Genomic DNA, 26,278 nt, shown 5'->3' with positions numbered 1-26,278 from the left:
GTAATACAAGTGTCCAACTGTAAGATAAACGCATATATAAGAGAGTTATTCCTCTGAAAAATCGGTTCGATATCTATCTTCTCCCCACGAGGATGAATCGGACCGATGAGACTCTATTTCCGAAAAATCGGCTGTTTCAGCATACAATCGGACTCAGTTGCAGCTATTCTACCAAATGCGCCCTAATAATAGTCACTATCCGACCAATAAGAGCTATACAGTCCATAACCTTAGCCAAATGAGCTAATAAACACCAATAGTTGCCATACGGTCCTTTAGCATCACTCCTCTTTTCCTAGATGTCATCGCGCATTCAAAGGACTGGAACCATAGCAAAAAAGGTGTCCCTGAAGGGACACCTTTTTAGATCATTCTATTAAGATAAACGTCCGCTGAAATCTTCGAAAGCGAACTGTTTAATTACTTTAATTCCCTCTTCGTCATTGTAGCTGACGATAGCTGGCAGATTCACGCCGTTAAACATATGGTTCTTCACCATAGAATAATGCGCCATATCTAGAAATACGAGTCTATCGCCGTATTTCAAAGGCTCCTTGAAGGAATAATCTCCAATTACATCTCCGGCTAGGCAAGTCATTCCACCTAATCTGTACGTATAAGGATATTCCCCGGGTTGTCCAGCATCGATAATGTTCGGACGGTATGGCATAGCCAGTACATCTGGCATGTGGCATTCAGCCGAAGTATCGAGAATCGCAATGTCCATTCCGTTATGCATAACATCGAGAACGGTAGCTACCAAATATCCAGTATTAAGCGCAACGGCCTCACCTGGCTCCAGATAGATTTCCACACCGTAAGTCTCTTTCATATGCAGAATGCAGCGGACAAGGGTCTCCAGATCATAATCGGGACGTGTAATATGATGACCGCCACCAAAATTAAGCCATTTCATCCCTTTGAGATAAGGTCCGAACTTCTCTTCGACTACCTTGAGCGTACGCTCCAGTGTGTCTGAATTTTGTTCGCACATGGTATGGAAATGTAATCCATCAATTCCCTCAAGCTCTTCAGGTCTAAAGTTAGGGAGAGTTACTCCCATTCTGGAATAATTGTAGCATGGATCATACAGCGGAACTTCGATCTCGGAATACTCCGGATTCACCCGAATGCCGCAGCTGATATGCTTCGGTGCATTTTTCACACGATCCTTGAATCGATTCCACTGGTCAAAAGAATTGAACACAATGTGATCCGAGTATTCAAGAAGCTCATCGAATTCACTTTCCACATAAGCTGGTGCGTAGACATGAACCTCTTTGCCCATTTTTTCATAGCCAAGTCTGGCTTCGAATAAGGAGCTGGAAGTTACGCCATGCAAGTACTTGCCAACTAGCGGATACAAGGAGTGCATTGAGAAGCCTTTTTGCGCGAGCAAAATCTTAGCTCCTGTACGTTCTTGTACAGAATTCATAATCTCAAGATTGCGGGTAAGCAATCTTTCATCTACAAGGTAACATGGTGACGGGACAACGCTGATATCAATATCCATCAATCGCGCCTTAATCTAGCAGCGTTGGCGAGAAATCTTCTTGCCAAGGCAGACCATGTTTATTCAAAGCTTCCATGAATGGATCTGGATCGAACTCTTCTACGTTGTACACGCCTGGTTTCTTCCAGATTCCTTTTATAATTAACATTGCTCCGATCATTGCAGGAACGCCTGTAGTATAGGAAATGGCTTGGGAGCCAACCTCTGCATAACATTCTTCATGATCGCAAACGTTGTATACATAATAAGTTTTTGGCTTACCGTCTTTAGTACCTTGGATGATACATCCAATGTTAGTTTTACCTTTTGTTCTTGGTCCCAGGGAAGCCGGGTCAGGCAGCATTGCCTTCAAGAATTGCAAAGGAACGATCTCTTTGCCTTCGTACATGATAGGCTCGATAGAAGTCATACCCACATTCTCAAGCACTTTCAAGTGAGTCAGGTAGTTCTGCGAGAAAGTCATCCAGAAACGGATCTTCTTCACGCCCTTGATATTAACAGCCAAGGATTCCAACTCTTCATGGTACAAAAGATAAATATCTTTAGGTCCGATTTCCGGAAGATCGTAAACCTTCTTCTCAGAAAGTGGTGCGGTTTCAATCCACTCGCCATTCTCGAAATAACGGCCATTAGCTGTAATTTCACGAATATTGATTTCAGGATTAAAGTTTGTAGCGAATGGATATCCATGATCGCCAGCGTTGGCGTCTACAATATCAATGGTATGGATCTCGTCAAAATAGTGTTTTTGCGCATAAGCCGTGAACACGCCAGTTACACCTGGGTCAAATCCACTGCCGAGCAAAGCGGTAAGGCGAGCTTTCTCAAATCTTTCTTTGTAAGCCCACTGCCAGGAATATTCGAATTTCGCTGTATCTTGTGGTTCATAATTGGCAGTATCCACATAGTGCACTCCTGTTGCCAGGCACGCATCCATGATCGTCAGGTCCTGATATGGGAGAGCGACATTAATAACGACATCCGGCTCAAAGCTCTTGATCAGTTCAATGACTTCGTCCGTGTTATCTGCATCGAGCTGAGCAGTAGAAATCTTCGTGCGGCCTCCGGCTAATTTATCTTTCAGAGCGTCACATTTCGCGACAGTTCTGCTGGCAATGCAGATCTCTTCAAATACATCCGGGTTCTGGCAGCATTTATGAACAACAACACTTGCTACGCCGCCAGCGCCAATAATTAACGCTTTTCCCAAAATAAAAACCTCCTAAAATTCCATTTGCAAAATCAACAAGGCTGATTATACATAATATTTTTGAATAAATCAATAAAAACCGACAAAAAATGATGTGTTTTGTGTAAAATCTCTAAGAAATCTTGTTAATACTCTTAAATGCTCATATTTCCTCGATTATCCACGTGTATAGATCAGGTGTTTTGCTGGAACAGAGTGGATTTTCAGAAACTAGAGCAACTAGATTATTCTATCACAAGAGGGTTATACTTCATACGATTTATTTTAAAATCAATGAAAAACCTCACCATCCTTTCAACTCCGCGTAAAGACGTACAGTTCCCACCCATTCCGATCAACAGCAATGCAACAAATACAAAGAGGCCGTAATATATACTCTTACCCGTTTTTGTCGCAATATTAATCGTTGTTGCTATGCCCATCCGTTTCGTGACCAGAATTGAACGACCATTGGGATAATTATAAGTTGTCCCATTTTTCCAATATTCATCATCATCCGTATAAAGAATCCTCGAAAAGATTACCGCACACATTCTTCAAAATCGCATACGCTTTGTTTACGGTTATTGCATTTCCCTCTAAATCTTCTGCCTTCCACGCAAAAAGCTGAACTCTCCAGAAGGAGAATTCAGCCTAAAGCTTCTAATAAATAGTCAACTTATTTATTGGAATTTATTCGAACGGCATAAGCATCTGCATCCCATTCTACCTGCGCCCCCAACATTTCGCTTATCAATCTGAGGGGTACATAAACGCTATCATTAATGAAGACCGGTTTTTGATCTGTCTCTATTACCTTTCCATTAACAGTCGTTTGTCCAGTTACCGAATTCAAGATCAGAGTTGTAGATCCTTTCACAGCAACCACAGCTCTCGATGGAACATCCCAACGAACATTAACTCCCATCTGCTCGAAGACTCCTCTTAAAGGAACATATGTCGAATTATTAATTAGTAACGGCGGCATCGTCAGTTCCATTTCATTCCCATTCAACAATACTTGAATAGATTTCTTCACGAGCTGAGGCGTACTCACCTCGATCTCTCTGACCCCCAGACCCGTCTGTCCAAATTCATTTGCTCCCCAGGCAAGGACATGACCATCTTTTAAGAGTACATAATGATTTCTACTCCCTTTAGAAATGGAAACTGCATTCTGAATACCCTTAGACTGTGTAACATTAATCTTGTTCTTATCGCCAACCGTCCACTGCCACACGGTCCCATCCGCCTTCACTGCGGAATCTGTTGTCAGCGAAATGACGTCTGTAAGTCCTGGAACCTGAACAGGCTTTAGAGCTTCTCCCAGATATGGATCTATGTAATTATTCCAAATCCATACTGTACCATCCCATCTCAATGCCGCCCCATAAAGTCCATAGGCTCCATCCATATCAACCGCTCTATATTCTCCGCTTCCTTTAATAAGCGTAGGCTTTAAGATTACGCCTTTTTGCGTTCCCAGCGGTTGCTGCGATCCCCACACCCATACCTCTCCACCATTACCAAGCGCCACTGAATTATTCGATCCCGCTGCTATAGACAGGACGGAGGGTAGTCCCTTCACCTGCACCGGGGTTAGCTTGTTTTTCCGCGAATCGTCACCGAGTTCTCCTTGTTCATTGCCTCCCCACGCCCAGACCGTTCCATCTTTAAGAAGAGCTAAGCTAAAGGTGCCCCCCGCAGAAACAGCTTTCACATCTGCTAGCCCTTGCACTTGAACAGGCTCTACAAGAATCTTAGAGGACTGTGTTCCAATGCCAAGTTGTCCATGCTCGTTCCCCCCTACCGCCCACACTGTTCCATCGTCCTTCAACATCAAGTTATGGCGATAACCACCTGAGATTTGCTTTACATGATCGATATGCATTTTGACAGGAGTATACGCTGGTGTGGTCGCCCCATTACCAATAGAGCCATACCCACCACCCCACGCCCAGGCTGTTCCATCCGCAGTGACGGCATACGCACTTCTGTCACCAGCGTCCAGTTGTGTGATGCCAGACAATAATTTCTTTTCTTCAAGTGAATTCACATTATCTGCTGCTGCCACTAAAGGTGAGACCATAGTCAGGCAAAGAACAGTCCCAACAACAACTCTACAAATCCGACTTACCTGCACTTTTGACATCAAGCTTTGTTTAAACACTTGAGATCACTCCTTTTTATTAAAAAATAGATAACGCAACAACTCACGGTCCCGTCCCAAAACCTCCAATCTTCCAGCCGTTAGCGTGTTTGGTCAACACTGCAAAGCGAGTTTCCCGGCCATCTGGGGTATTGAAGACGGGATTTAGTGATTTCATATACAGATCGACCACAATATTTAACGTTGTGCGATCACCGATGTCTTTGATTTCAGAGCCAGTATCATAATCCATCACTTTATAAGAGGTAGGCTTAGCCTCAACAATACTTTCACTGAGAGCATTTTCACCACCAAAACCCGGGTTATAGAGTTGATGCTCTTGACGGTTAACCGTCAATGCAGTGAGTAAGGCATTAGGATTCAAACATGCGCGGGCGCGGGTATGATTACCAACCTGTATAGCCTGAAAAAAAGCATCCAGCAGCTCGAAATGGCCTAATGAGGCTAAGTCACCATTCTCACCTTCCTTAGCAAACAAACCTTCTCTCTCCGTCCACTCCTCAAATGTAAATCCTGTAATGTCGGTCAAGCTACGCTTCTTAATAGAAGGGCCGATACTTTGAATATTAAATTCCAGCCAAGCCCCAACGGTATTTCCTGATTGCACAAGCAAAGCGAGATTGGAGGGATAAGAAAATTCTTTTTGTTCGCCAGAACCAGGTAAACCATCGACTAAGGAATACCGCTGTACCTCTACCGTGGCACCCTTCAGGAGGGTCAAATCCAATCCGGCATCTTTAGAGAACTCATTCGCTAATCGCCAGTAAAGTCCCACTGGATACTCCCCCAGCTTAACCTCCCAGTTCTGTGGTACCTCAACTGCAAATGTATCCGGATGGTTCTGAACTTTATAATCCAGTGTTAGCAAAAAGTCTTCGGGAATCATGGTTACTTGAGTAGAAGTCGGCGTTACCTGTGGTACAGACGTTGAAGCTATAGAGCCAGAAGGCTCCACACCAATGGAGTTCTCCCCTTGATTACAACCTGAATTTAAGAGCACAAGAAAACAAATCGTTACCATCGTTATGAACTGCCGCTGGGTCATCTAATTCCCGCCTCTCTAATCACTCCTCTATATTTAGACTGAGGAATATTATACAAAGTTGCGGGAAACTGGAAATTATTAAAATCATTTTATACGCATAGGACCCTGTAGTTTGGGATTGGCGTTGATTTTACCTGCTTATGCGGCATAAATCGCTTGTTGCTTCACTCTAGGACTCTCGTCCACCTTTTGACACTTGATAACTTCGGGAGCATAATAAGCTTCGGCATATTGCAACGGATTTCCATGAAATACAGGTATATGCAGGACCTTGGTGTAATTGCATCAGAGAGGATGATAACGAGTGAAAAAAGATTTTGATATAAAAAACAAACCCTTCCTAGTCTTTAGCTTCGTCCTGCTGCTAAAATGCGCAGTGGCCTGGTTCGTAGTTTTTAGCGACGGTCCTAACTGGAGCATGCTGCTGACAGAGATCCCATTTTTCTTTATCGTATTTGGACTTATTGAATGGATGGCTTCCAAACGAAAATTTCTGTATTACATGATAGCCAACCTATTGATTTCAGTCATATATTTCGCCGTCCTAATGTATTACAAATATTACGGTGTAATTGCTACTTATCATGCCTTGGAACAAGCAGATAAAGTAACTAAGGTGGGAGAAAGCACATACTCGTTGCTGGACCCTTACTATTTGTTCATTTTTGTGGATATTGTAGTGTTCATGTTTTTTATGTTCCGTCCGAAATATATTGCGATCTGGAAAGAAAGAGGTATGAACCGCCGCATGAACCGGACCGCTTTGTTTGGGATCATCAGTGTTTCCTTAGCAGTTTGTGTCTTTAATGTTTGGCCGAATCATGCCAGTATGAACGAGAACAAAAAAGCGGAGAGTATGGGGATTCTTAATTACGAGGTCTATACTATTTTTGCCGATACAAGGGAAACAGAAGAAATAATCGACAGCAAAGAAATCACGCAACCATCCATTAACGAGACCAAAGGAATTACAGAGCCTGGCTCACCGAAGTACTGGGCGGCAGCTCAAGGTAAAAATCTAATCGTGGTACAAATGGAATCTTTTCAGAACTTTTTGCTGGACCTGAGCATTGACGGACAGGAAGTAACACCCAATCTAAATAAGCTTTTGAAAAGCGAACATTATTTCAATAACTTCTATACTAATGCCGGGCAAGGAACAACTTCGGATGCTGAATTTGTGGTGAATACTTCGTTGTACGTTCCTCATCACGAGGTAGCCACTTCATCCAATTATATGGATAAGGCGCTTCCGAGCCTGCCTAAGCTGATGAAAGCTAATGGATATAATACAGCAACCTTTCACACCAATAGCGTAGAATTCTGGAACCGCAAAACTCTATACAAAGTCCTAGACTTTGATAAGTATTACGATCAAGCGTTCTATGGGGATGGTGATCATATCGCATTCGGTGCTTCTGATGAGGTACTCTATGCCAAGACTGTGCCTGAATTAGTCAAAATGGATGCTAAAGATGATCCTTTTTATGCAATGGTCATTTCTATGAGTGCTCATCACCCTTATAAAATGCCAGAGTCAAAAAATAAAATGACGCTGCCTAAACGGTATGAAGGTACCCTAGTTGGCAACTATATTCTAGCTCAAAATTACGCAGATTATGCAATGGGACAATTTCTGGATCAATTAAAGTCCAGTGGTCTATGGGATGATAGCGTCATTGTCTTTTACGGGGACCATCAGGGTGTATCGCTATATTCCCTTGATGGCAACGAGAAATCGTTAATGGAAGAAATGGTCGGTCACGAATATGGTTATACCGATATGTTCAACATTCCTTTCATCGTACATGCGCCAGGGGTAGGTCAACCTACGGTATACAGCCAAACTGGCGGCCAGATCGACATTATGCCAACTGTAGCTAACCTGTTAGGGATTTCAATGAAAGATCAGCTCTACTTCGGAGAAGATCTGATGAACCAACAGACCAACATGCTCCCTGTCAGACACTTTTTGCCTACCGGCTCTTTCATTAATGACACAAGCATGTATTTGACTGGTGTCGATTACGATGATGGAGACAACTTTAATCTAATCGATGGCTCTGAAACAGAGGGCGGTTCGACAAAAGAACAATTTGACGCCGTTCAGCGGCTTCTAAATATGTCTAACAGCTACATTCAACAACTGCCGGATTTACCATCTACGGATAATGCAGAGTAACTATAAAAAGAATGCCCCTCAGCCAAATAGCTGAGGGGCATTCTTGTATTATTTTATAAGTATCTAAAACTTAATTAAGCTTCAACATCCTATCAATAATCACTGCTGCTTGAGCACGGTTGGCAATGTTTTTAGGACCGAAGGTATCCGCAGTCAGACCTTGCACAATACCTTCCTGAGTTAGTAATGCCACCGCTTCTTTACCGTAAGCAGCGATTGTTGCCTGGTCTTTAAAGTTAGCCAAAGCGGCATTTGTATCATTTACCGACTTGCCTTTAAATTTCTTAAGTGCATTGGATACAATGATTGCCATTTCCTCGCGTGTAATCGCACGGTTAGGATCAAACCTTCCATTGCCTACACCGTTAATCAATCCGTTCTTGACCCCGGATGCAATGTATCCGTAAGACCAGTCAGAAGCTTTCACGTCGCTGAAGGCAGCGGGTGAATTCACATCAAGCAGATCAAAAGCTCGCACGATCATGGTAATAAACTCGGCACGCGTCACCTCTTTAAGCGGAGCAAAGGAATTATCGCTCACTCCTTGCAGGATCCCTTTTGCCGCCAGCTCTTGAATTGCCGATACTGCCCACGCCACCTTACCTAGATCCGTGAAGTTAGAACCTATTGGGTTTGGTGTTGCAGACGGCTGCACAGTTGGAGTTGGAGCTGGCGTTGGTGTTGCAGACGGCTGCACGGTCGGTGCAGGTGTTGATGTTACAGATGGCTGCCACGGTGTCGAAGGTGTTGTTGGCTCTGGTTCATTCACCCCGTTATCCATACCATCCTCTTTAGTCGCCGCTGGAGCAGCAGCATAGATTGAATTGGCAAGCAATCTGAATTGATTTTGCGGATGATATTTATTCATCAGATCATTCGCAAATAACGTCACATGGATGTTGTCTGTATTGTAAGTAAGCGCCAATACTTGGTCTTGTGCAGCCTCGTTATTCGGCCACCAGCCTGCTTTGAAAAAGTCAGCTCCTGATCCGTATTTCGCCAAGATCTCTGCGCCTTCAGGCACTTTTGTAATATAAGCCGCCGAAACTGTGTAGAGATATTCGCTATCGGCATAAGGCGCTGTAATTACATTGTCCTGAGAGACCTCAGCCTTAAACAATCCCTCATGAGCATCTTCTTTACCATCCTTATTGACCGGAGTTGAATAGTCCAGTCCAGGGAGGACCTTAAGCCCTTTAACAGTTTTTAGCATCGTTCTTCCATAACCGATAAACGGTTTACCTGTAGCAATCAGATTCGTTCCCGAATTGATTAGAACATCTGCTGCCACTGTATCCGTAGTTACGTTAAAACCAAGATCCTTCAGCATAAATGCAGTCGCTCCTGCAATAGCTACCTTAGGAGCCTTAAGCAATTTACCCGTTCTGTTCTCTGCAGCACTAAACGGCACAATATCCAGCAGATATTTAGACGATACCGTTCTAAGATTGGATCTGGAAACAAGGAAACTTCCCTTCTCGTAACCTGTACCCCCATTCTCCAGCAGTGTCACTGCCTTATGGTTGGCTAGCAGCTCATTCACAGCTTTTATCGCATCATTGTTGCTGTTTTTAATCACATAATTTTGCTCGAACGGAGATTGATCCAGATTCGTACTAGGGATCGTTACACCGCTAACCTCTTCTGTCTTCCCAGTGAATGCTCCTACAGAACGGCTAATATATCGGTCAAAACCACGCATAGCCGAGAAATTCTGTACCGTATCGGAATACATCTCATTAAAATCCGAGACATCTAGTCCATCATACAAGACAAGATTCGCATAACCTCTTTTGGCTTGATGCATATTCACCACATAGGTTCCAGCCGGATAGACTACGGAATCTACAGTTACACTGGCTGTTGTCCGTTCTACTTTCACATTGTTACGCAGTAGGTACTGAACCATTTTGTAGGTTTCCAGATCATTTTTTTGCAAATCTTTTGCAACCGGAAGAATGTAATACTCAGGGAAGAAATTCGTATTCTCATCTACCCCTGGACGTCCAATAGACTCATTCTGTGCATTGATTAGATAATCTTTAACAGCAGCATTAGTATTCTCATTTTGGATACCCCGTTTGAAGATTTCCAATTGATTCAGGAACAGTTCCTGCTTGTTGTTGATCACATAATCGGTGGCCCCCAAAGCCGCATAATAAAAGGCATCCAGTGAATCTTCATTCAATTCAGGCACTTCAATGGTATGCCCAAGTGCTCCTTGATGCATGGCATATACAGCTGTGTAGGCTGGCGAAGCATCATCCCAACCTGTTGCATTCGTTCCTTTATAGTTCGGATCCTGTTGTGTTTTTTCGTATTCTTCATAAGGGATATGGTAGGAATCATATTTTGTATTAGCAATCCCCGCCTTACCCATGGCATTTGCTTGCTCAAGCATACTTGGCATTACAAGATCATATTCAATGTTAGGATCATGAGGTGGTGTGCAAGGCTCAATCAAGAAGCCACTTACAAATCCATGCATGTCCAAAAAGGTAAGCGGCGTCCACTTAGCAATTTGTGCAGTTACCGCTTGTGTCTCAGGTTGGGTCTGGTAAGAGTTGTCCCGATTTGGATCAAGCAGCGTTGAAGTTTGACGCGTGTTTAACGCGCGACCGTCAGGATTCTCTACATAATCAAGCAGGAAAATCACATGGTCAAGCGCTTCGTCGATGTTCAGAACTACCTTTTTCGGATTTCCATTCTCATCAGTGGTATCATAGGTGACAATTTGCTGTGTCATCAGCGTATCCAAAAACTTAATGATTACATCGACACCATTGGCTTCATCGGCATGAATGTTATTCAACCAAATAGGTACCTTATAATTCTGCAGATCCCCGTCGTTAATTTTCTTTTGCAGGGCTTCAGGATCATTCATCATAAGCGGTAAGGTCTCGTTCAAATATTGATCTACTGAGGACTTATCCTTAGCAACAATAGAGAAATGAATGGCACGACCTTGAGTTGAGGTCCCAATTTGCTGATACTCTACATATCGATCATATTTATTATTGCTTTCAGCAGTAATCCTATCGATCGCGGGTTTAATCTCATCATATGTATGATAGGTTTCATATGGATTTAGTTTGACTTGCTGCTCTACCAGCACATCTCCAGCAGGTAATGTCCCGATTAGATTATAAATTCCCACTCGTTTGACGTACTCTGCACGTATACCCGTTAGTGAGAGATTCTCTCCGTACAGCAAATCAAAATGAATTAAAGCCTTTACTTTTGAACCTGAGATCGGCTCATATGTCACTGTTACGAAAGGATTACCTGAATAATCTTTCGCATCTTTATTCCATTTTTTCCACTCTGCCAGCGGCTTCATCTCTTCCGCCGTTCTGCCAAAATTCCAGATGATATCTTGAGGCGATGCCCCATCAGGAAGATCTAAAGTCAATTCTAATGTTCTAGCTTCCGTCATAGAAGCTTTGTATACTTCTGTGGAAACTGTCGCCGCTATTTGTTCATAGACAGCAGTCGCTACCGTAGTTTGTTCTGAAGAAAGCACCGCTAGGTCAGCTGTGTTCTCCGTAGAAACCGGAGCAACAACCGCCTGCGGGTTAATTTCGGTTGCAACTTCACCTGCATATGCAGCTGGAAGCAGACCCGACATCATAAGTGTAAAAGCTAGTAATAAAGATAGTATTCTCTTGGACATTTTTTACCTCCTATAATTTTGTCTACTTTCACCCCAAATTGAATGAATATACACTTATATGAATCTGTATTCATAACATAATATAGTATTCTATTAATTTTGGGAACAAAAATAATAGAAAAAATAATATTTTTATACGACTTGCCTAGGTAAGCGTATTCATTTTGTGCAAGAGTCCTACACTACCGCAACAAAAAAAGCGCCCGGATAACCGGGCGCTTTGAATTACAATAATATATTAAACTGTTTCTGGAAAAGAAGCTTCACTTAACTCTTGTGCAGGTACAAGTTCACTGCTCCCCTCTTGCTCTACAGGTGCGTTAACCAGCATATACACACGGGACTCGTAAGGCCGTAATGCGACAGTCTCAATCGGCTCCGCAGGATCAACCTCATAGTTATGCAAGAGCAACTCACTAGTATCAAACTCCAATTCAAATGGAAGGTCAAACAGCGCTTCCTCTGCTGTCAGGTTAGACATGACTAGCAGTTTTTCATTTCCAAGCGTCCTAGTATAAGCATAAATACGTTCATCTTCAGGCAAAATGAGATCATAAGTCCCGTAAACAGTAACGGGATTAGCAGCCCGAAGAGCGATAAGCTTTTTGTAATGATGATAGATGGAATAAGGGTCCTGCTTCGCCCGCTCCACATTGATTTCCGTATAATTCGGATTCACCTTCATCCATGGCTTGCCGCTGCTGAAACCAGCGTTTTCAGAGTCGCTCCATTGCATTGGTGTTCTAGAGTTGTCCCGACCGTTCTTCCAGATTACCTCCATGACTTCCTCATGTGATTTACCGGCTTCAGTCTCCAAACGATACAAGTTCTTCATCGCCACATCATCGTAATCATCCATTGATTCAAATCTTACATTGGTCATCCCAATTTCTTGACCTTGATAAATAAATGGTGTTCCCTGCATCAGGAAATACATCGTAGCCAACGATTTAGCTGACTCTTTCCAATACTGGCCATCATTTCCCCAAGTAGAAACTGAACGCGGCTGGTCGTGATTTTCGATGAACAATGCGTTCCAGCCTCTGCCCTCAAGACCTTTTTGCCAACGGGAGAGAGCTGATTTTAGCTGCAGAACATCCAATCCACCTGTCACACTCTTATTCCAAAGAGCTAAATGCTCGAATTGAAAAATCATATTAAATTTGCCTTGCTCTTCACCCACCCACGACTCCGCCTGATCAACATTTACACCACTCGCTTCGCCAACCGTCATGATGTCATATCGGTCAAACGTCTCCTGCTTGAGCTCCTGCAAGAAATCGTGAATCCCTTCACGGTTCATGTGACCATCGCCAGACGGAACATACGGAAGATTCTGTGGATTCGGCAGATCGGGATGTCCGGTGATTTTTTTAATATGTGAAATGGCATCCACCCGGAAGCCGTCGATTCCTTTGTCCAGCCACCAGTTGACCATGCTATACAATTCACGGCGCACCTCAGGATTCTCCCAGTTGAGGTCTGGCTGTCTTTTGGAAAATACATGCATAAAATATTGCTCTGTGGCGGGATCAAGCTCCCAAATCGAACCGCTGAAAATACTCTCCCAGTTATTCGGCTCCTCCCCGTCCTTAGGATCACTCCAAATATAATAATCCCGCTTCGGATTATCCTTGCTTGAACGTGCTTCAACAAACCATGGATGTTCGTCCGAAGTATGATTAATCACTAGATCCAGAATCAGCTTCATGCCTCGTGCATGAACCTCGTGCAGCAGCTGATCAAAGTCGGCCATGCTGCCGAACTCCGCCATAATATCCTGATAATCCGAAATATCATAACCATTATCATCATTTGGGGATTTATAAATAGGACAGATCCAAATGACATTGATGCCAAGCTCCTGCAAATAATCAAGTTTAGAAATGACTCCTTGCAGATCCCCTACACCATCACCATTGCTGTCCATAAAGCTCCGTGGGTAAATTTGATACGCCGTGGCTTCTTTCCACCATGTTCTGTTCAATGCATGCAGCTCCTTCGTATTCATATACCCTTAACAGGAAAATATTTTCCCGAAATTCATTAAAATTAATAATTTAGTTATTGTTTTTAGCAAAAATCCAACTTTATCGTTGAAAACAAGCTTTTTTCAAGGAAATAATTTTCCTACAGCGATCATTATAGGACCTTTTATTTCCTAGGTCAACAACAATCTTTTGGATTCTTGAAGCTATCCGTGATATGCTTGCGAGAGTTGAAACACCAAGTGAATCATATGGAAAGTTATGGTGATCTTCTTGAAGGTAAAGATAAAAGATATAGCCCAAATGGCGAACGTTTCGATCTCTACGGTGTCCAGGGTAATCAATAACAGCAAACCAGTAAACGAAGATGTCCGTAAACGAGTACTGGAAGCTATTAAACAAACCAACTACCGTCCGAATGTCATCGGCCTTGAAACGGACAAAGCTAATACACAGCTTATCGGTGTGATCATTCCGCAGAATAGCAACACTGTACTGGATGACTTCAATGTTGGTATTCGCGATCTTGCGGATTTGTATGGATACGACATTATGGTCGGATTAACGGACGGCAGTGCAGAAAGTGAACAACACTATTTGAAGATGTTCCAGCGTATTGGGACGGAAGGAAATATATTTGTGGGTTCAATTCCAAACCATGAACATCTGGAGATCATCCGCAGCTCAAATACACCTTGCGTGCTTGTCGGGCAACAATCGCAGGTGGATATGATTCCTTCCGTTCATCTGGACAATATAACTGCCTCCTATGAAGCTGTTACTTATCTGATTCAAAAAAATCATCGCAAAATCGCTATGATTCGCGGCTCGGGAGATAATGCGGTGGGTGGCGATCGGTATAAAGGCTATCTACAAGCCCTTATGGATGCAGGCATAACCTTAAGGAAAGAATGGGTAGTAGAAAGTGCGATGGCCGTCGAAGATGGGAGCGACGCCATGCGCCGAATTATGGATAGCGGGGAGTTACCTACTGCGGTGTTTTGCTCTACAGATTGGATGGCAGTTGGAGCCATGAATCATTTAACCGATAACGGTCTACGGGTGCCAGCTGATGTCGCCGTGTTCGGTTTTGATAACAGCTTCATTGCCTCTATCGTTCGACCTAAGCTTTCCTCGGTTGAATACTCTGGAACGGAGATTGGGATGACCGCCACCCGAACCTTAATCAAGCTGATTAAAGGGGAGACCGTTGTGCCGCATCATGCAAATGTGGCTCATTATTTGGCTATTCGGGAAAGTACGGGTTAGGAGCTGTGGAGCTCCTAACCCTTTTTTATACAGATGATGTTGTTGATGTTATTGTGTGAACCCTACTTTGGCTCGTTCACGCGTTTTGGTATCTAGAGAGATAGAACAGATCGAGCTGATTGGAATATAAAACTCTTCAAAATCCGTCCGATATTTGACGAAATTTTCACTTACCGTTTCCAGCACTCCTTTTGTAGCGTTGGAGCCATCCACAAAATAGATTGTTACCTCTTTTCCCTGCAAAACCTTCAGCATAGCCTTCTTCACTCCTTCGTCTTAGAGATTTGTGATGACCTTATCGATAATTCCGTATTCAACCGCCTCCTCGGCTGACATGAAATAATCTCGATCCATATCTTGCAGTACCTTCTCTACCGTCTGCCCAGTTCGGTCCGCTGTAATTTGCACAAGCACTTCCCTTGCCTTCAAAATACGTTTGGCACTGATCGCAATGTCACTAGCTTGCCCCTGCGCCCCACCATGCGGCTGATGAATCATAATCTCGCTATTCGGCAAGGCATAACGTTTCCCTTTGGCCCCAGCCAATAACAACAAAGAACCAAAAGAAGCCGCCATTCCTGTACAAATGGTATTTACCGGAGGCTTAATAAGCTGCATCGTGTCATAAATACTGAAGCCTGCGGTGATAGAGCCACCTGGACAATTGATATACATGTGTATATCTTTATCCGGATCTTCTGCTGATAAAAACAATAACTGGGCAACAATACTGTTAGCCAGCTGATCCTCAATTTCCGCACCTACGAACACTATCCGGTCCTTCAACAGCCGCGAATAAATATCGTAAGATCTTTCACCTTGATTCGTTTGTTCGACTACATAAGGAACGTACGCCATCCGTATTCGACCTCCATCTGTTTTAGAGTTTTGAAATCTACCCTGTAAACGGATTAATATGGGGATAGGATACGTTAGGCGTGAGAATTTTTATTTTTTAAAATTGCGTATCTTAATTTCCTGCTCATTCGTTTATTATTAGAAGTAATCGAAATCATCTTACTGGAAAAGGAGTTATGCAGAGTGATCATCCTTGAGAAGCTTAGCACCGGAGATGAGCCGGATGAAAGTAACAGCAGGTCTTTGCAGATAGCTCTGAAGCGATATTGTCTTGCATTGACACAATCCCCGTGGGATGCCGATGATTTAGCTCAGGATACATGGGTCAAGGCCCTTGGTTATATGAAGACTTCGGACTCAACGAGCGCAAATAATGGGAACAGTCCAATGAATGAAGTTAAACAAAATAAAGAAACCATTGAAAATGATAAGGCTAATGGAGCAAATGGAGCTAATGAAAAACTTGAAACTAATCAAACTAATCAAATGAACTATACGTTTTCTAAGGCTGCAACGTCTGCTAATCCTGCAACGTCTGCTAAGGCTGTAACGCCATCTAAGACTGCACCATCTACAAAATCTGCAATGCATTCTACGATTCCTACAAATTCTACTCATCATACAAGTTCTACAAATCACCCAAATCCTGAGGCATTGCTTTTTCGGATTGCCCGAAACACATGGATTGATATCATGCGGCGAAAAGCCACCTTGTCACGAGTGTTGGAGCTGGATCAGTCCCCCACTGAGGCCTCTGCGGAGTATGGTTCATTTGAGATTGAAGCTGCTTTTCAAGCACTACAGGAGCATTTGTCTCCGCTGCAGCAGGCGGTGTTCCTGCTTCGAGATGTGTTGGGGCACTCTGCAATGGAAGCTGCCGAGATTCTCGTTACCACAGAAGGGGCAATAAAAGCCGCTCTGCACCGAGCCCGGCAAGCCCTTCCTCTCGTAAGACAAGAGCTGCTTCAGGCCGATGGTCCTTCCTTACCACAGGACACAGCCATGCAGATCGTCTTGAGCCGCCTTGCAGCCGCGTATGAACATGGGGAAATTGCCGAGCTGATCGAGCTTGTATTTGCGGACGAAAGCCAGGAACCTGTAATGGCGGTATCGAGCCAAAGCTTGCAAGGCTTCCAGACTTTCCAAGCTGGTGGATTCAGTTCAAACAGCTGGAATTATACCACGCCAGGAATGTGTATGGTGGCGTAGTTTTTCGTTAACTCGATTTCGGGCAGCTAAGTGTCTCGTTACGTTAAAAACGAACAGATATATTTGCGATTAGTTCGCTTAATGTGTAATTAACATTTGGGCTGTTTGTGGTAACTAGCTACAAACGTTGCATATTGTGCAACAGACTCCGCCGTCCTGGCAGCAAAAATTGAATCTGCTGTACTTTCTGCAATAGATTCTGGTGAAAAGTTAGTTTAATGCCACTTACTCATCCATTGATTGCATAGAGTGCAATAGATTCAAATTTTCTCCACTCTAATACGAATTCTATTGCACGAAGTACACTCAAAACTAACTCTTTCCCTTTAGTCCAATTTGTATCACTCAAAACTCAATACATTGCTGCTGATCTGGCTGATCCCGCCGCTTCTCTACAATGAATCAGAAGCTTCACATAAACCAATATTTAGTCGTTTTAATAACCATTAATAGCAATCAAGGAGTGAGGTTGATGAGGAAGATTCTTATTTTAGGCGGCACACGCTTTTTTGGGAAACGTTTGGTCGAGCGTCTGCTTGAGGATTCTAAGAACGAAGTAACCATATTAACGCGTGGGGAAACAAGCGATCCTTTTGGCGATCTCGTTCACCGGATACAGGTGGATCGGTCTCAACCGGAGGCCTTCGCTCAAGCATTAGGTGATACGAGTTGGGATGTAGTTTACGATAATATTTGTTTTTCACCTGATGAAGCGGATCAGGCGCGCCGTATTTTTGACGGCAAAACCACACGTTACATACTGACTTCAAGTTTATCTGTTTATGATTTCAGTGAGCAAGCGCTGACGGAAGAGGTGTTCGATCCTGAAACGTACCCTATTCGTTATGGAGGACGAAATGACTTCACCTATCAGGAGGGGAAAAGACTGGCGGAAGCCGTCCTTATCCAACAAGCTAACTTCCCTGTAGCCGCTGTCCGCTTTCCGATTGTTCTGGGAACTGACGATTATACACGAAGACTCCATTTTCATATTGAACATGTACGTAATAAACTGCCCATCGGGATTCCGAATCCAGATGCAAATATTTGTTTTATCCGTTCGGACGAAGCCGCTAATTTTCTGTATTGGCTCGGCAACTCGACGGTGACGGGTCCTCTCAACGCTTGCTCAAACGGTACGGTTAGTATTAAGGAGCTTATCTCGCTGATTGAAAAAGAGACCAGAAAACAAGCCGTCATTCAAAGCGAAACAGCGGATGCGCATAATTCTCCATTCGGGATCACACAATCCTGGTTTATGGATACAGCTAAAGCTCAATCGGAGGGATACAAGTTTCTCACTCTAAGCGACTGGCTCCCAGAGTTAGTTAGCACCCTAAATCAAACTTACGAGGACTAATTATATTTCTACATAAAAAAGCTGGCTCCTTCGTGGATACTCCCACGAAGGAGCCAGCTTCTTTATGCAACAAAACACAATTATGCGTTGAGTTAATTGCACTCTATACAACTATTTTCAGGTATGTGCACTCCCACCTGGTTTTAGTTGTATTTCATGCAATTATATCCCCACCAAACCACCGTTATCGTCATTTCGCCTCGAAATAACTGCACTAAATACAACTAAACCCTAATCAAGCTAAATACAAACCTTTTTAGTTGTATAAAATACACTTAAAATCAAAACGGCAGGTAGAACCTCACTAAGCGCTAAACTTTAGCCTCTCATCTCTAAACTCTATTCTATAAACTCTAATCCCTAGACTTTACTCTCTACTCTCTACTCTCTACTCTCTACTCCCTACTCCCTACTCCCTACTCCCTACTCCCTACTCCCTACTCCCTACTCCCTACTCCCTACTCTCTACTCTCTTCTCTCTTCTCTCTTCTCTCTTCTCTCTTCTCTCTTCTCTATTCTCTATTCTCTATTCCACCTTACGCTACGAATGCCAATTCCCGCTGAGCTACGCAGAGATTGTCAGATAAGACCCCTCTTTAGAAGCGTCTGCATTTGGTGTACCACCATCATTTGGAGTACCGCTATCATCTGGAGGATCGCCAGCACCTAATGTATCATCTCCTAATGCGTCTCCTAATGTGTCCCCAGCTTCTGGAGTGCCAGCATGCTTTGTATCCCTGTCCCCTTCATCGCTGACCCCATCGTCCCCATCTGAATCAATCTTAAAAATATTGATTTCTTTGAATAAATTCTGCGAAATTTCATTAATCTCAATGGCTTGACGGGCTATATCACGGATAGCATGATCCTGCTGTACGCTGGAGGCGTTCACCTCTTGCACTCCTGCCGCAGTTTCCTCGGCGATGGCCGCGACGGCATGCACAGACTCTGCGAGTCTACGGTTCATAGTCTGAGTCATATCCACTTTGTCGTGAATTTGCCCAATCTGTTTACTAATCTCCACAATAGATTGATCAATCGCTTCGAAAGAGGACAACGTTTCGGCCACTTTATGATCCTGTTCCTCAAGATTTCCTTTGGTCACCAGCATATATTGCTGGAATTCATCCATCCCGGATTGCAGCTCGCTAATAATCTGACTGATATGTACGGAGGACTCTTTGGTCTGCACAGATAATTGTCTTACTTCATCAGCGATGACAGCGAACCCTTTTCCGTAGGCACCCGAGCGGGCTGCTTCAATTGCTGCGTTAAGTGAGAGGATATTGGTCTGATTAGAAATATCTGTTATGGATTTAGTGATGCGCGAGATGTCCTTTGATTGATCACTCAGTTTGGTTAAAGCCAGATATACTTTATTAACAGATTCTCTAGAATGCTCAGACACCTCCCGGAGGGCGATGACGGATTCAGATCCTTTACGAGTATTGTGATTAGCCGTTTGACTGGTAGCCAGCATAACCTTGGTATACTCCGTGATCTCATTCACTTCACGTTCCAGCTCCTGAATCAGGCCAGCGCTCTGCTCGGATTGTCCTGCCTGCTGTTCTGCGCCTACCGAGATTTCCTGTATAGTGCTTACGATATCTTGATTCGTATGAGCCGTTATAGATGAAGATTCTTGAAAAGAATGCGAATAAGTTGCCAGCGAAGAGGCTACTGACTGGGTATGCTGAAGCATTTCCCGGACCCGCTCCACCATATGATCAAAATGATGACTCAAACTGCCCAACTCATCGTTGTAAGGTGAGTTAATCTGCTGACGCAAATCTCCTTCGGCAATTTTTCGCAGAGCCAATTGCAGTTTATGAATAGGATTCAGGAAGGAACGTATGAGCATAACCGCAATCACTAATGTGAAAATAAACACTAGCACAGCTGCGTAAGCAACTATAGAGGTGGTTAGATTAAGCAGATCAAAAGAATAATCCTGTGCTTTTTCTGCATTCTCTGCTGCTGCCGTATACAAATGTTCATTAGTCACTAGCATGACTTCACTCAACGCTGTAACCTTCGTATGTAATTCATCGATTTGTTCCAACACACTCATGGGATCAAGCTGCTCGTCTTCTATGGTCTTTACCAATTCGTCAAAATATCCCGTATATTCCCCAATCTGACTATGTAATTGTTCTAACTCTTTAAATGCCGGCGAATCTGCCGCAAAATTCACCGTCGCCAACTCTTTAGTCAGCTTTGTTTGCTTGTCCTTAAAGGGTTGGACGAACTCCAAATCACTCGAACCCGCTAACGAAGATTCTACCGCATTCATTTCCTGCAGCAGTTGCGTAATGATTGACACGGTAATTCGTTTTTCCATCTCAGCTTTTTGCGTTTCCATAGAAATCTCCACTTGGCTGATTTTATGGTTTTGATAAAACGCTACTCCCAAAAAGAAAAGAACAATGGCGGAAAAACTCAAAATCAACTTCCATTTCATAGTTAGATGCATAGACCTAGCTTTCAACAATATCATCCTCCGTATAAAGCCTCATATTGCAATAGGTACATTCTACCAATATCTTGATTGTAGAAGCTGGACGTTAAATACTGGACAATGTTTTGTATGAGAAATGTAAATTATCTCGAATACCCAATCATTAATTCTCCTTGCAATTGACGTAACGTTAAATGCTAAAATAATCCACATAAGGCGCCTTATCAAACTATGAAACGGGAGTTGTCTATGAGCGGATTTGTTACCATTGATAAGCTTTCTGCGCAATTCGGACTGACGAGTCGGACTCTGCGTCACTGGGAAGCTCAAGGATTGTTTGAAAGTAAGCGGGATAGCAGCTCTGGCTGGCGGATTTATGATGAGAAAGCAATACTCGCCATTCGGGTTACCTCATTATTAAGAAAGCTGGATATTAGCATCAAGGATATTGGAACTGTGCTTAAACATATGTCCGTTCAGTCCATGTATGAAGCGCTCAGCCAGCAAGCGGCTTCTATTCACAATCAAAAAACAGAACTAACAAATAGAGAAGGTGAAATCCATCTCTTTTTACAGTGGATATCTGCCCATATCGAGGAACCCATTACAAATCAATTATTATCTGAACTAAACGAAAAGTCATGCAATCCATCGGATGGTATGACTAAAACTGAGGAGGTTATATCTATGCCAACTATTAATCACTCTACCCCTATTCATGTAAGATTCATTACTCTTCCAGCTATGAGATTTGCCTACAATGTTGCGGTTAGTACCTCTCCAGAAGATGAAGCTATGATCCCAGTTAATGAATGGCTGGAAGCTAGTCAACTATTAGGCACAGCACGGCTGTTTGGCGGCAATACGAACCCGCATCCAAGTGGTGAGAATAAACCTTACGGATATGGATTCTGTGCCTCAATACCGGAAAATGTGAAGATACCAGCTCACCTAAAGGAAATGCGGCTCGACGGCGGCCTCTATGCTCTGACAGAAAGCACTGATGATATCTACGGCTCATGGCAAGCCCTAATGGGGTATCTGGATAATCATCCTGATTATCAAGCGGATCACGATTCCAGATTATGTCTGGAGGAGCATATCCGCAACGATAGTCCCAAAGGTAGCGGAAATGAGTATGCCCTAAATCTACTCGAACCTGTAAAAAAGAGAGTTCACACGCTTGCGTAAGAGAGCGAGCCATAGATAAACGTTTCTAATCTTTTAAAAAACAAAACACTCTCTTCTGCTTATTCAGGCAGACGGAGAGCGTTTTGTTGTACATTGCTTCTATTGATTTATTCCCTACGCAGACACTGCTGGAGTAATTTTCACAAAAATAAATCGTGTAAGCGGCCCAACTAAAATGATTTGCAGTGGAAGTGCAAAAATAAAATTTTTACCTATGGCAGACAGATAAGCTCTTGGTAGTTCAGCAGAAAATCCAACATGGAGAACTGCGCCATAGAAGGACATGAACAATACCATTCCGGTCACCATAAAAAAGGATATGAACATGATTTTTTTGATCATCGGATCATTTTCTTTAACCAGCTTATGCGCGATCCCCTTCGCAACCTTGCCTATAACAAATACATCTAGAATGAGTGCAACTATAAATGCAGGCAAGTAGCCGACAATCACATCCTTAACTAACGTGCCTGACCAACCCTCCATTAGTGCTACATTGTAAATACTCATACCCAGCACCATCAAAAAACACATGATGAACGTAAATAAAAATGCTTCTTTTTTGTTTCTTCCCATCTTCAAGCTCCTTTTATCTCTGTATTGTCAACTTGGATTACAATAACACAAATTCTCAAATCAAGTCAACCAAGTTGACAATATTCGCAAATGTCTTATACTGGGATAAACGAGCCATGATTTAGGAGTGTTCTAATGAATAAGCTGCAAAAAATGAACCTGATCGATTTACTCAGTGAGAAGCATCTAGCTTTACGTAAAATAGTGACAGACAAAGACCCGGATCAAATTAATAAGACCGAATCCCACATTCTTGCAGTTCTTGAGGCCCGAGAAATGTTATCGATCTCAGAAATCAGTAGAATAATTCATATTTCAAGACAGGGCACGCATAAAAGCATTCAAGGCATGTTATCCCGTGGTTATGTCGAAGCCGTTGAAGTCGAAGGAAATCAGCGTGACAAAAATATTGTCCTCACTCCAAAGGGAATAGAATGCAATAACAGAATGATGATCACCAAAATTGAATTAGAGCAGCAGATCGCTGCCAAGCTGGGAGTAACAAATGTAGAGCTTCTTAAATCTTTGCTAAAAGAAGATTGGCTCTAATCTCCAGCAAAAAAAGCCGCAGAGTTGTCTACTCTGCGGCTTTAAAAAGTTTGAATTATTTTCCGGGAAATTGTCGTTAATTAGCTTTCAAAGCACTGTTTGCCGCGCTCTCTCCACCTAGACGACCTGAGGTAAAGGAATAACCAATTCCAACCCCATTGCCTACATAGGTATCGTTGAATAATACGCCTTCCGATTCAAGCCCTACAGCAAACAATCCTTTTACTGGTGTACGTTTATCATTTAGCACTTGGAACTTAGTGTTTACCAGCAAGCCACCTACAGAACCCAAGTTGTTGATTTCAGCGACGATGGCATAATACGGTCCTTCTTCGCCCATTGGCTCTAAATAATCAGCAGCTTTACCAAATTCAGTATCCACACCAGTTTTTGTAGCTTCTTTATAACTACTGTAATTTTCTACAAACACATCTACATCCATACCTGCATTTGTTGCTAATTCTTCGATTGTATTTCCTTTGAAGCCATCTCCGTTTTCTACCATAGAATCAAACACCTTTTCTGCATTTACCCATGGATTCTCTAACGTGAATTGATCTGCAAATTCGGCATAAAATTCTGGTGGCATTCCTGGCAGGCTTGGTGCGTTAACACCTTTCATCCCCTTGGACTGAAGAGCAGCCAATTGTGATTTTGATACGATAACCATATGATAAGCACCATTAAATGCACTCGTATTAGCTGCGGCGACCGATGTTAATGTCGCTGCTTCATCTCTGAAACGTGCTCCGGAAGAACCTACATTCATGAAGTTAGGCAGATACGTCAACATCAGCGGATAACTTGCTTCAAAAGGCTCATATTGTGCTTTTAGTCCTTGTGTTGCTCTGGCTAATGTTTGGTGCAGCATCTGACCACCGAAGTTATCAGGAACCTTGGCTCCTGCTTCCCAAGCCATCTTCAGACCTTCCCCAACATTCTGACCTAGTCCTCCGTTAACCCCTTCAAAACCAAAAGCTTCTTTAACCATTTCCGAATTTGCAGCATAACCGCCTGTTGCCATTACGACACTTTTGGCTGTGATTTCAAGAGTAGTCCCGTCTGATTTCTCAGCCACAATACCTGTAACTTCTCCTGCTTCATTGGTAATCAGCTTTTTGGCAGTGGTTTCGGTGATCACTTGTCCACCCTTTTGTTCAACCGATTCAGCCAACATTTTCCGAAGGGTCTCTTCCCGGGTTTCATAAGCTGGCAGTACATGCAGCTGCTCTCCGAAAAAGTTTAGAAAGCTGGTTTTATAACCTTTTTCCGCTAACCAATCATAAGTTTCACCGGATTTCGTTACGTATTGTCTAATCGCTGCAGCGTCAACTCTCCAGTGATTGTTGACAATCCAATCGGTAATTTCTTTTTCCACATTTACTTTAAGATTATTGTCAGTAGCTGCGGAAGAATTATAGAACTTACCGGCCCAGGATAGATTACTTGCTCCCCCGATAACTCCTGTTTTTTCGATAATAATAACCTTGGCACCTTTATCAGCAGCGGTTACCGCTGCGGACACACCAGATGCACCGGCGCCTACTACCACTACGTCTGTTTCAAGCTTTTCCGTTTTACCTTCACCCGCTTTTTGCACGCCACCGGCTTTGAGGACTTCCAGATTTCCTCCACCTTTGGTTACGGCATCTTCAACGGCCGCGAGCATTGCTTCACTGGAAAGACTCGCACCACTAACAGCATCTACTGCCAAGGTTTGTCCTTCCAGAATTTGATCTTTTATTTTTTCAAGTGCACTATCGCCTAGACCACCTGTTTCTGACTGGCTTACGATCTTGATATCTTTAATTTTATCTGGCTCATCCATAGTGACTTCTACTTTAATCACGCCCTCTTTGCCTTCCGCTTCCCCAGCGAATGTACCGGCTTTAAAAGATGATGATGACGAATTTGCCGACTCCCCATTTCCTTTGCATCCACTCAGCATGGAAACGATCAGCACCATACAAAAAGTTAACATGAGCATTTTCTTGGTGAAATTTCTGTTGCGCATTCTCTTCTCCCCCAGTATCTAATATCTTATAGCTCGCCAAGAACGTGATATTTTTCACATTCATATCTATACATATCTACCGAACGTTGCCAAGCTATATACCGAAGTATAAACATTGGTGCAGCACCAAGGTCAATGTCCAATTCTTGTCCAAAAAGAAAAACACCCGCTCTCAGAGCAGGTGTTTATAGAAATACACTTATACAATTGGGATATTCACTTCCAAATACGAGCGGTTATTGCCTTCTATTTTTTCAGTAAGCATTAATTTACCCACCACATCACCCGCTATGGTATAACCATTTGCTTCGATGTAATCTATCATAAACTGCAAGGATTTCTTCGTGATATAATGTCCATCCTTAGATAACATGATAGCAGAGACACAGGTACTCGGGCTAATGTACTCTACATATTCATCGATATCCATAGCAAATTTCTGCACTTCCTCCTCGGGTAAGGTAAGCCCCCAGCTATAGTCAAAGTTATTATCACCGGATAACACCCCCGCGTCCTCAATCTTAAAAGAATAAAACGCATAAGGAAGCCTATCCATCCAAGTGTTGACGAGGCTTTTTACGATATCATTTTTTAATAATGCATTTTTATCCGTTTGCTTAAGCCTGTACATGCCTGGCAGTTGTTTAAGTTTACATATATATAATGAGGACTCTATTTCCTTAAGCTCTTTATGAATTTCATTCATCTTGTTTAGCAGCATCGTCTTTTGCATAATCTCTTCTTCTAAACTCTGCTGAGACTGCTGCATCATTCCCATAACTTGCTCAATAGAGGACTCCTTCATTAAAAGTGCCACTTCGGGCAATGGAATTTCCATACTGCGATACCATCTGCTCATTAACAGATCCCTCGCATCTAAATCATTAAAATATCTATAATTATTGCTGTTATCTTTTGTGGGCCTAACAATATCATGTTTCTCGTATAATCTCAGCGTATCCGCAGTTACCCCGAGAATGGAAGCAAATTCACCTATGCAATACTTCACCTGAAGTCCCTCCATTCATTTCATG

The 26,278-nt window shown here is 43.0% G+C and carries 18 protein-coding genes; 6 read left to right on the top strand and 12 right to left on the bottom strand.

Going from position 1 to position 26,278, the window contains the following annotated elements; translation table 11 throughout:
* Window positions 1–376: 376 nt before the first annotated feature.
* The 4 genes from nspC to NYE35_RS10270 form a co-directional block, all read right to left on the bottom strand.
* Window positions 377–1,513: a carboxynorspermidine decarboxylase gene (nspC, locus tag NYE35_RS10285; protein WP_036679316.1), complete on the bottom strand. Its 1,137-nt coding sequence runs from the start codon at window positions 1,511–1,513 to the stop codon at window positions 377–379.
* Between the two features lie 10 nt (window positions 1,514–1,523).
* On the bottom strand, window positions 1,524–2,723 hold the full coding sequence (locus NYE35_RS10280) for a saccharopine dehydrogenase family protein (RefSeq protein ID WP_341120880.1): 1,200 nt from the start codon (window positions 2,721–2,723) through the stop codon (window positions 1,524–1,526).
* Window positions 2,724–3,381: 658 nt separating this feature from the next.
* Entirely contained in the window at window positions 3,382–4,872 is a 1,491-nt protein-coding gene (locus NYE35_RS10275) for a stalk domain-containing protein (RefSeq protein WP_341120878.1), read from the bottom strand.
* Between the two features lie 43 nt (window positions 4,873–4,915).
* Complete coding sequence (locus NYE35_RS10270) at window positions 4,916–5,917, bottom strand: DUF4830 domain-containing protein (RefSeq protein WP_341120876.1); 1,002 nt, start codon at window positions 5,915–5,917, stop codon at window positions 4,916–4,918.
* Window positions 5,918–6,221: 304 nt separating this feature from the next.
* Here NYE35_RS10270 and NYE35_RS10265 point away from each other — a divergent pair, with 304 nt between their 5' ends.
* On the top strand, window positions 6,222–8,099 hold the full coding sequence (locus NYE35_RS10265; RefSeq protein ID WP_076107493.1) for an LTA synthase family protein: 1,878 nt from the start codon (window positions 6,222–6,224) through the stop codon (window positions 8,097–8,099).
* A gap of 70 nt (window positions 8,100–8,169) precedes the next feature.
* Here NYE35_RS10265 and NYE35_RS10260 read toward each other — a convergent pair whose 3' ends face one another.
* Both NYE35_RS10260 and NYE35_RS10255 read right to left on the bottom strand, forming a co-directional pair.
* Window positions 8,170–11,772 carry a M14 family metallopeptidase gene (locus tag NYE35_RS10260; RefSeq protein WP_341120874.1) on the bottom strand — a complete coding sequence of 1,201 codons (3,603 nt, stop codon included), beginning with the start codon at window positions 11,770–11,772 and terminating at the stop codon, window positions 8,170–8,172.
* Window positions 11,773–12,010: 238 nt separating this feature from the next.
* Window positions 12,011–13,759 (bottom strand): glycoside hydrolase family 13 protein, encoded by a 1,749-nt coding sequence (locus NYE35_RS10255; protein ID WP_081382356.1) that lies wholly within the window; start codon window positions 13,757–13,759, stop codon window positions 12,011–12,013.
* 274 nt (window positions 13,760–14,033) lie between these two features.
* On the opposite strand from NYE35_RS10255, the gene NYE35_RS10250 reads away from it, so the two are divergent.
* Window positions 14,034–15,029: a LacI family DNA-binding transcriptional regulator gene (locus NYE35_RS10250; RefSeq protein WP_341120873.1), complete on the top strand. Its 996-nt coding sequence runs from the start codon at window positions 14,034–14,036 to the stop codon at window positions 15,027–15,029.
* Window positions 15,030–15,077: 48 nt separating this feature from the next.
* Here NYE35_RS10250 and NYE35_RS10245 read toward each other — a convergent pair whose 3' ends face one another.
* Window positions 15,078–15,284, bottom strand: coding sequence for a hypothetical protein (locus tag NYE35_RS10245; RefSeq protein ID WP_341120871.1), 207 nt, complete (start codon window positions 15,282–15,284; stop codon window positions 15,078–15,080).
* 21 nt (window positions 15,285–15,305) lie between these two features.
* Window positions 15,306–15,887 (bottom strand): ATP-dependent Clp endopeptidase proteolytic subunit ClpP, encoded by a 582-nt coding sequence (gene clpP, locus NYE35_RS10240; RefSeq protein WP_076098479.1) that lies wholly within the window; start codon window positions 15,885–15,887, stop codon window positions 15,306–15,308.
* Window positions 15,888–16,070: 183 nt separating this feature from the next.
* Between clpP and NYE35_RS10230 the strand changes: the two genes are divergently transcribed.
* Window positions 16,071–17,096 (top strand): sigma factor-like helix-turn-helix DNA-binding protein, encoded by a 1,026-nt coding sequence (locus NYE35_RS10230; RefSeq protein WP_445321951.1) that lies wholly within the window; start codon window positions 16,071–16,073, stop codon window positions 17,094–17,096.
* Between the two features lie 472 nt (window positions 17,097–17,568).
* On the top strand, window positions 17,569–18,456 hold the full coding sequence (locus NYE35_RS10225) for an NAD-dependent epimerase/dehydratase family protein (protein WP_341120869.1): 888 nt from the start codon (window positions 17,569–17,571) through the stop codon (window positions 18,454–18,456).
* 565 nt (window positions 18,457–19,021) lie between these two features.
* On the opposite strand, the gene NYE35_RS10220 is transcribed toward NYE35_RS10225, so the two are convergent.
* On the bottom strand, window positions 19,022–20,818 hold the full coding sequence (locus NYE35_RS10220; RefSeq protein ID WP_341120868.1) for a methyl-accepting chemotaxis protein: 1,797 nt from the start codon (window positions 20,816–20,818) through the stop codon (window positions 19,022–19,024).
* A gap of 345 nt (window positions 20,819–21,163) precedes the next feature.
* Between NYE35_RS10220 and NYE35_RS10215 the strand changes: the two genes are divergently transcribed.
* On the top strand, window positions 21,164–22,105 hold the full coding sequence (locus tag NYE35_RS10215; RefSeq protein WP_076098483.1) for a MerR family transcriptional regulator: 942 nt from the start codon (window positions 21,164–21,166) through the stop codon (window positions 22,103–22,105).
* Between the two features lie 114 nt (window positions 22,106–22,219).
* Here NYE35_RS10215 and NYE35_RS10210 read toward each other — a convergent pair whose 3' ends face one another.
* On the bottom strand, window positions 22,220–22,681 hold the full coding sequence (locus tag NYE35_RS10210) for a DUF2798 domain-containing protein (RefSeq protein WP_094901445.1): 462 nt from the start codon (window positions 22,679–22,681) through the stop codon (window positions 22,220–22,222).
* 135 nt (window positions 22,682–22,816) lie between these two features.
* On the opposite strand from NYE35_RS10210, the gene NYE35_RS10205 reads away from it, so the two are divergent.
* Complete coding sequence (locus tag NYE35_RS10205) at window positions 22,817–23,230, top strand: MarR family winged helix-turn-helix transcriptional regulator (protein WP_076143360.1); 414 nt, start codon at window positions 22,817–22,819, stop codon at window positions 23,228–23,230.
* Between the two features lie 76 nt (window positions 23,231–23,306).
* Here NYE35_RS10205 and NYE35_RS10200 read toward each other — a convergent pair whose 3' ends face one another.
* A complete protein-coding gene (locus tag NYE35_RS10200) occupies window positions 23,307–25,244 on the bottom strand; it encodes an FAD-dependent oxidoreductase (protein WP_341120865.1) in 1,938 nt (645 codons plus the stop codon).
* A 199-nt stretch (window positions 25,245–25,443) separates the two neighbouring features.
* Window positions 25,444–26,253, bottom strand: a complete 810-nt coding sequence (locus tag NYE35_RS10195; protein ID WP_341120863.1) for a MerR family transcriptional regulator — start codon at window positions 26,251–26,253, stop codon at window positions 25,444–25,446.
* Window positions 26,254–26,278: the final 25 nt, after the last annotated feature.

This window comes from Paenibacillus sp. FSL L8-0494, from assembly GCF_038003695.1.
Taxonomy (GTDB): domain Bacteria; phylum Bacillota; class Bacilli; order Paenibacillales; family Paenibacillaceae; genus Paenibacillus_AQ; species Paenibacillus_AQ odorifer.
The sequence above is the reverse complement of the archived record's forward strand: the minus strand, read 5'-3'. Positions and strand labels throughout refer to the sequence as shown.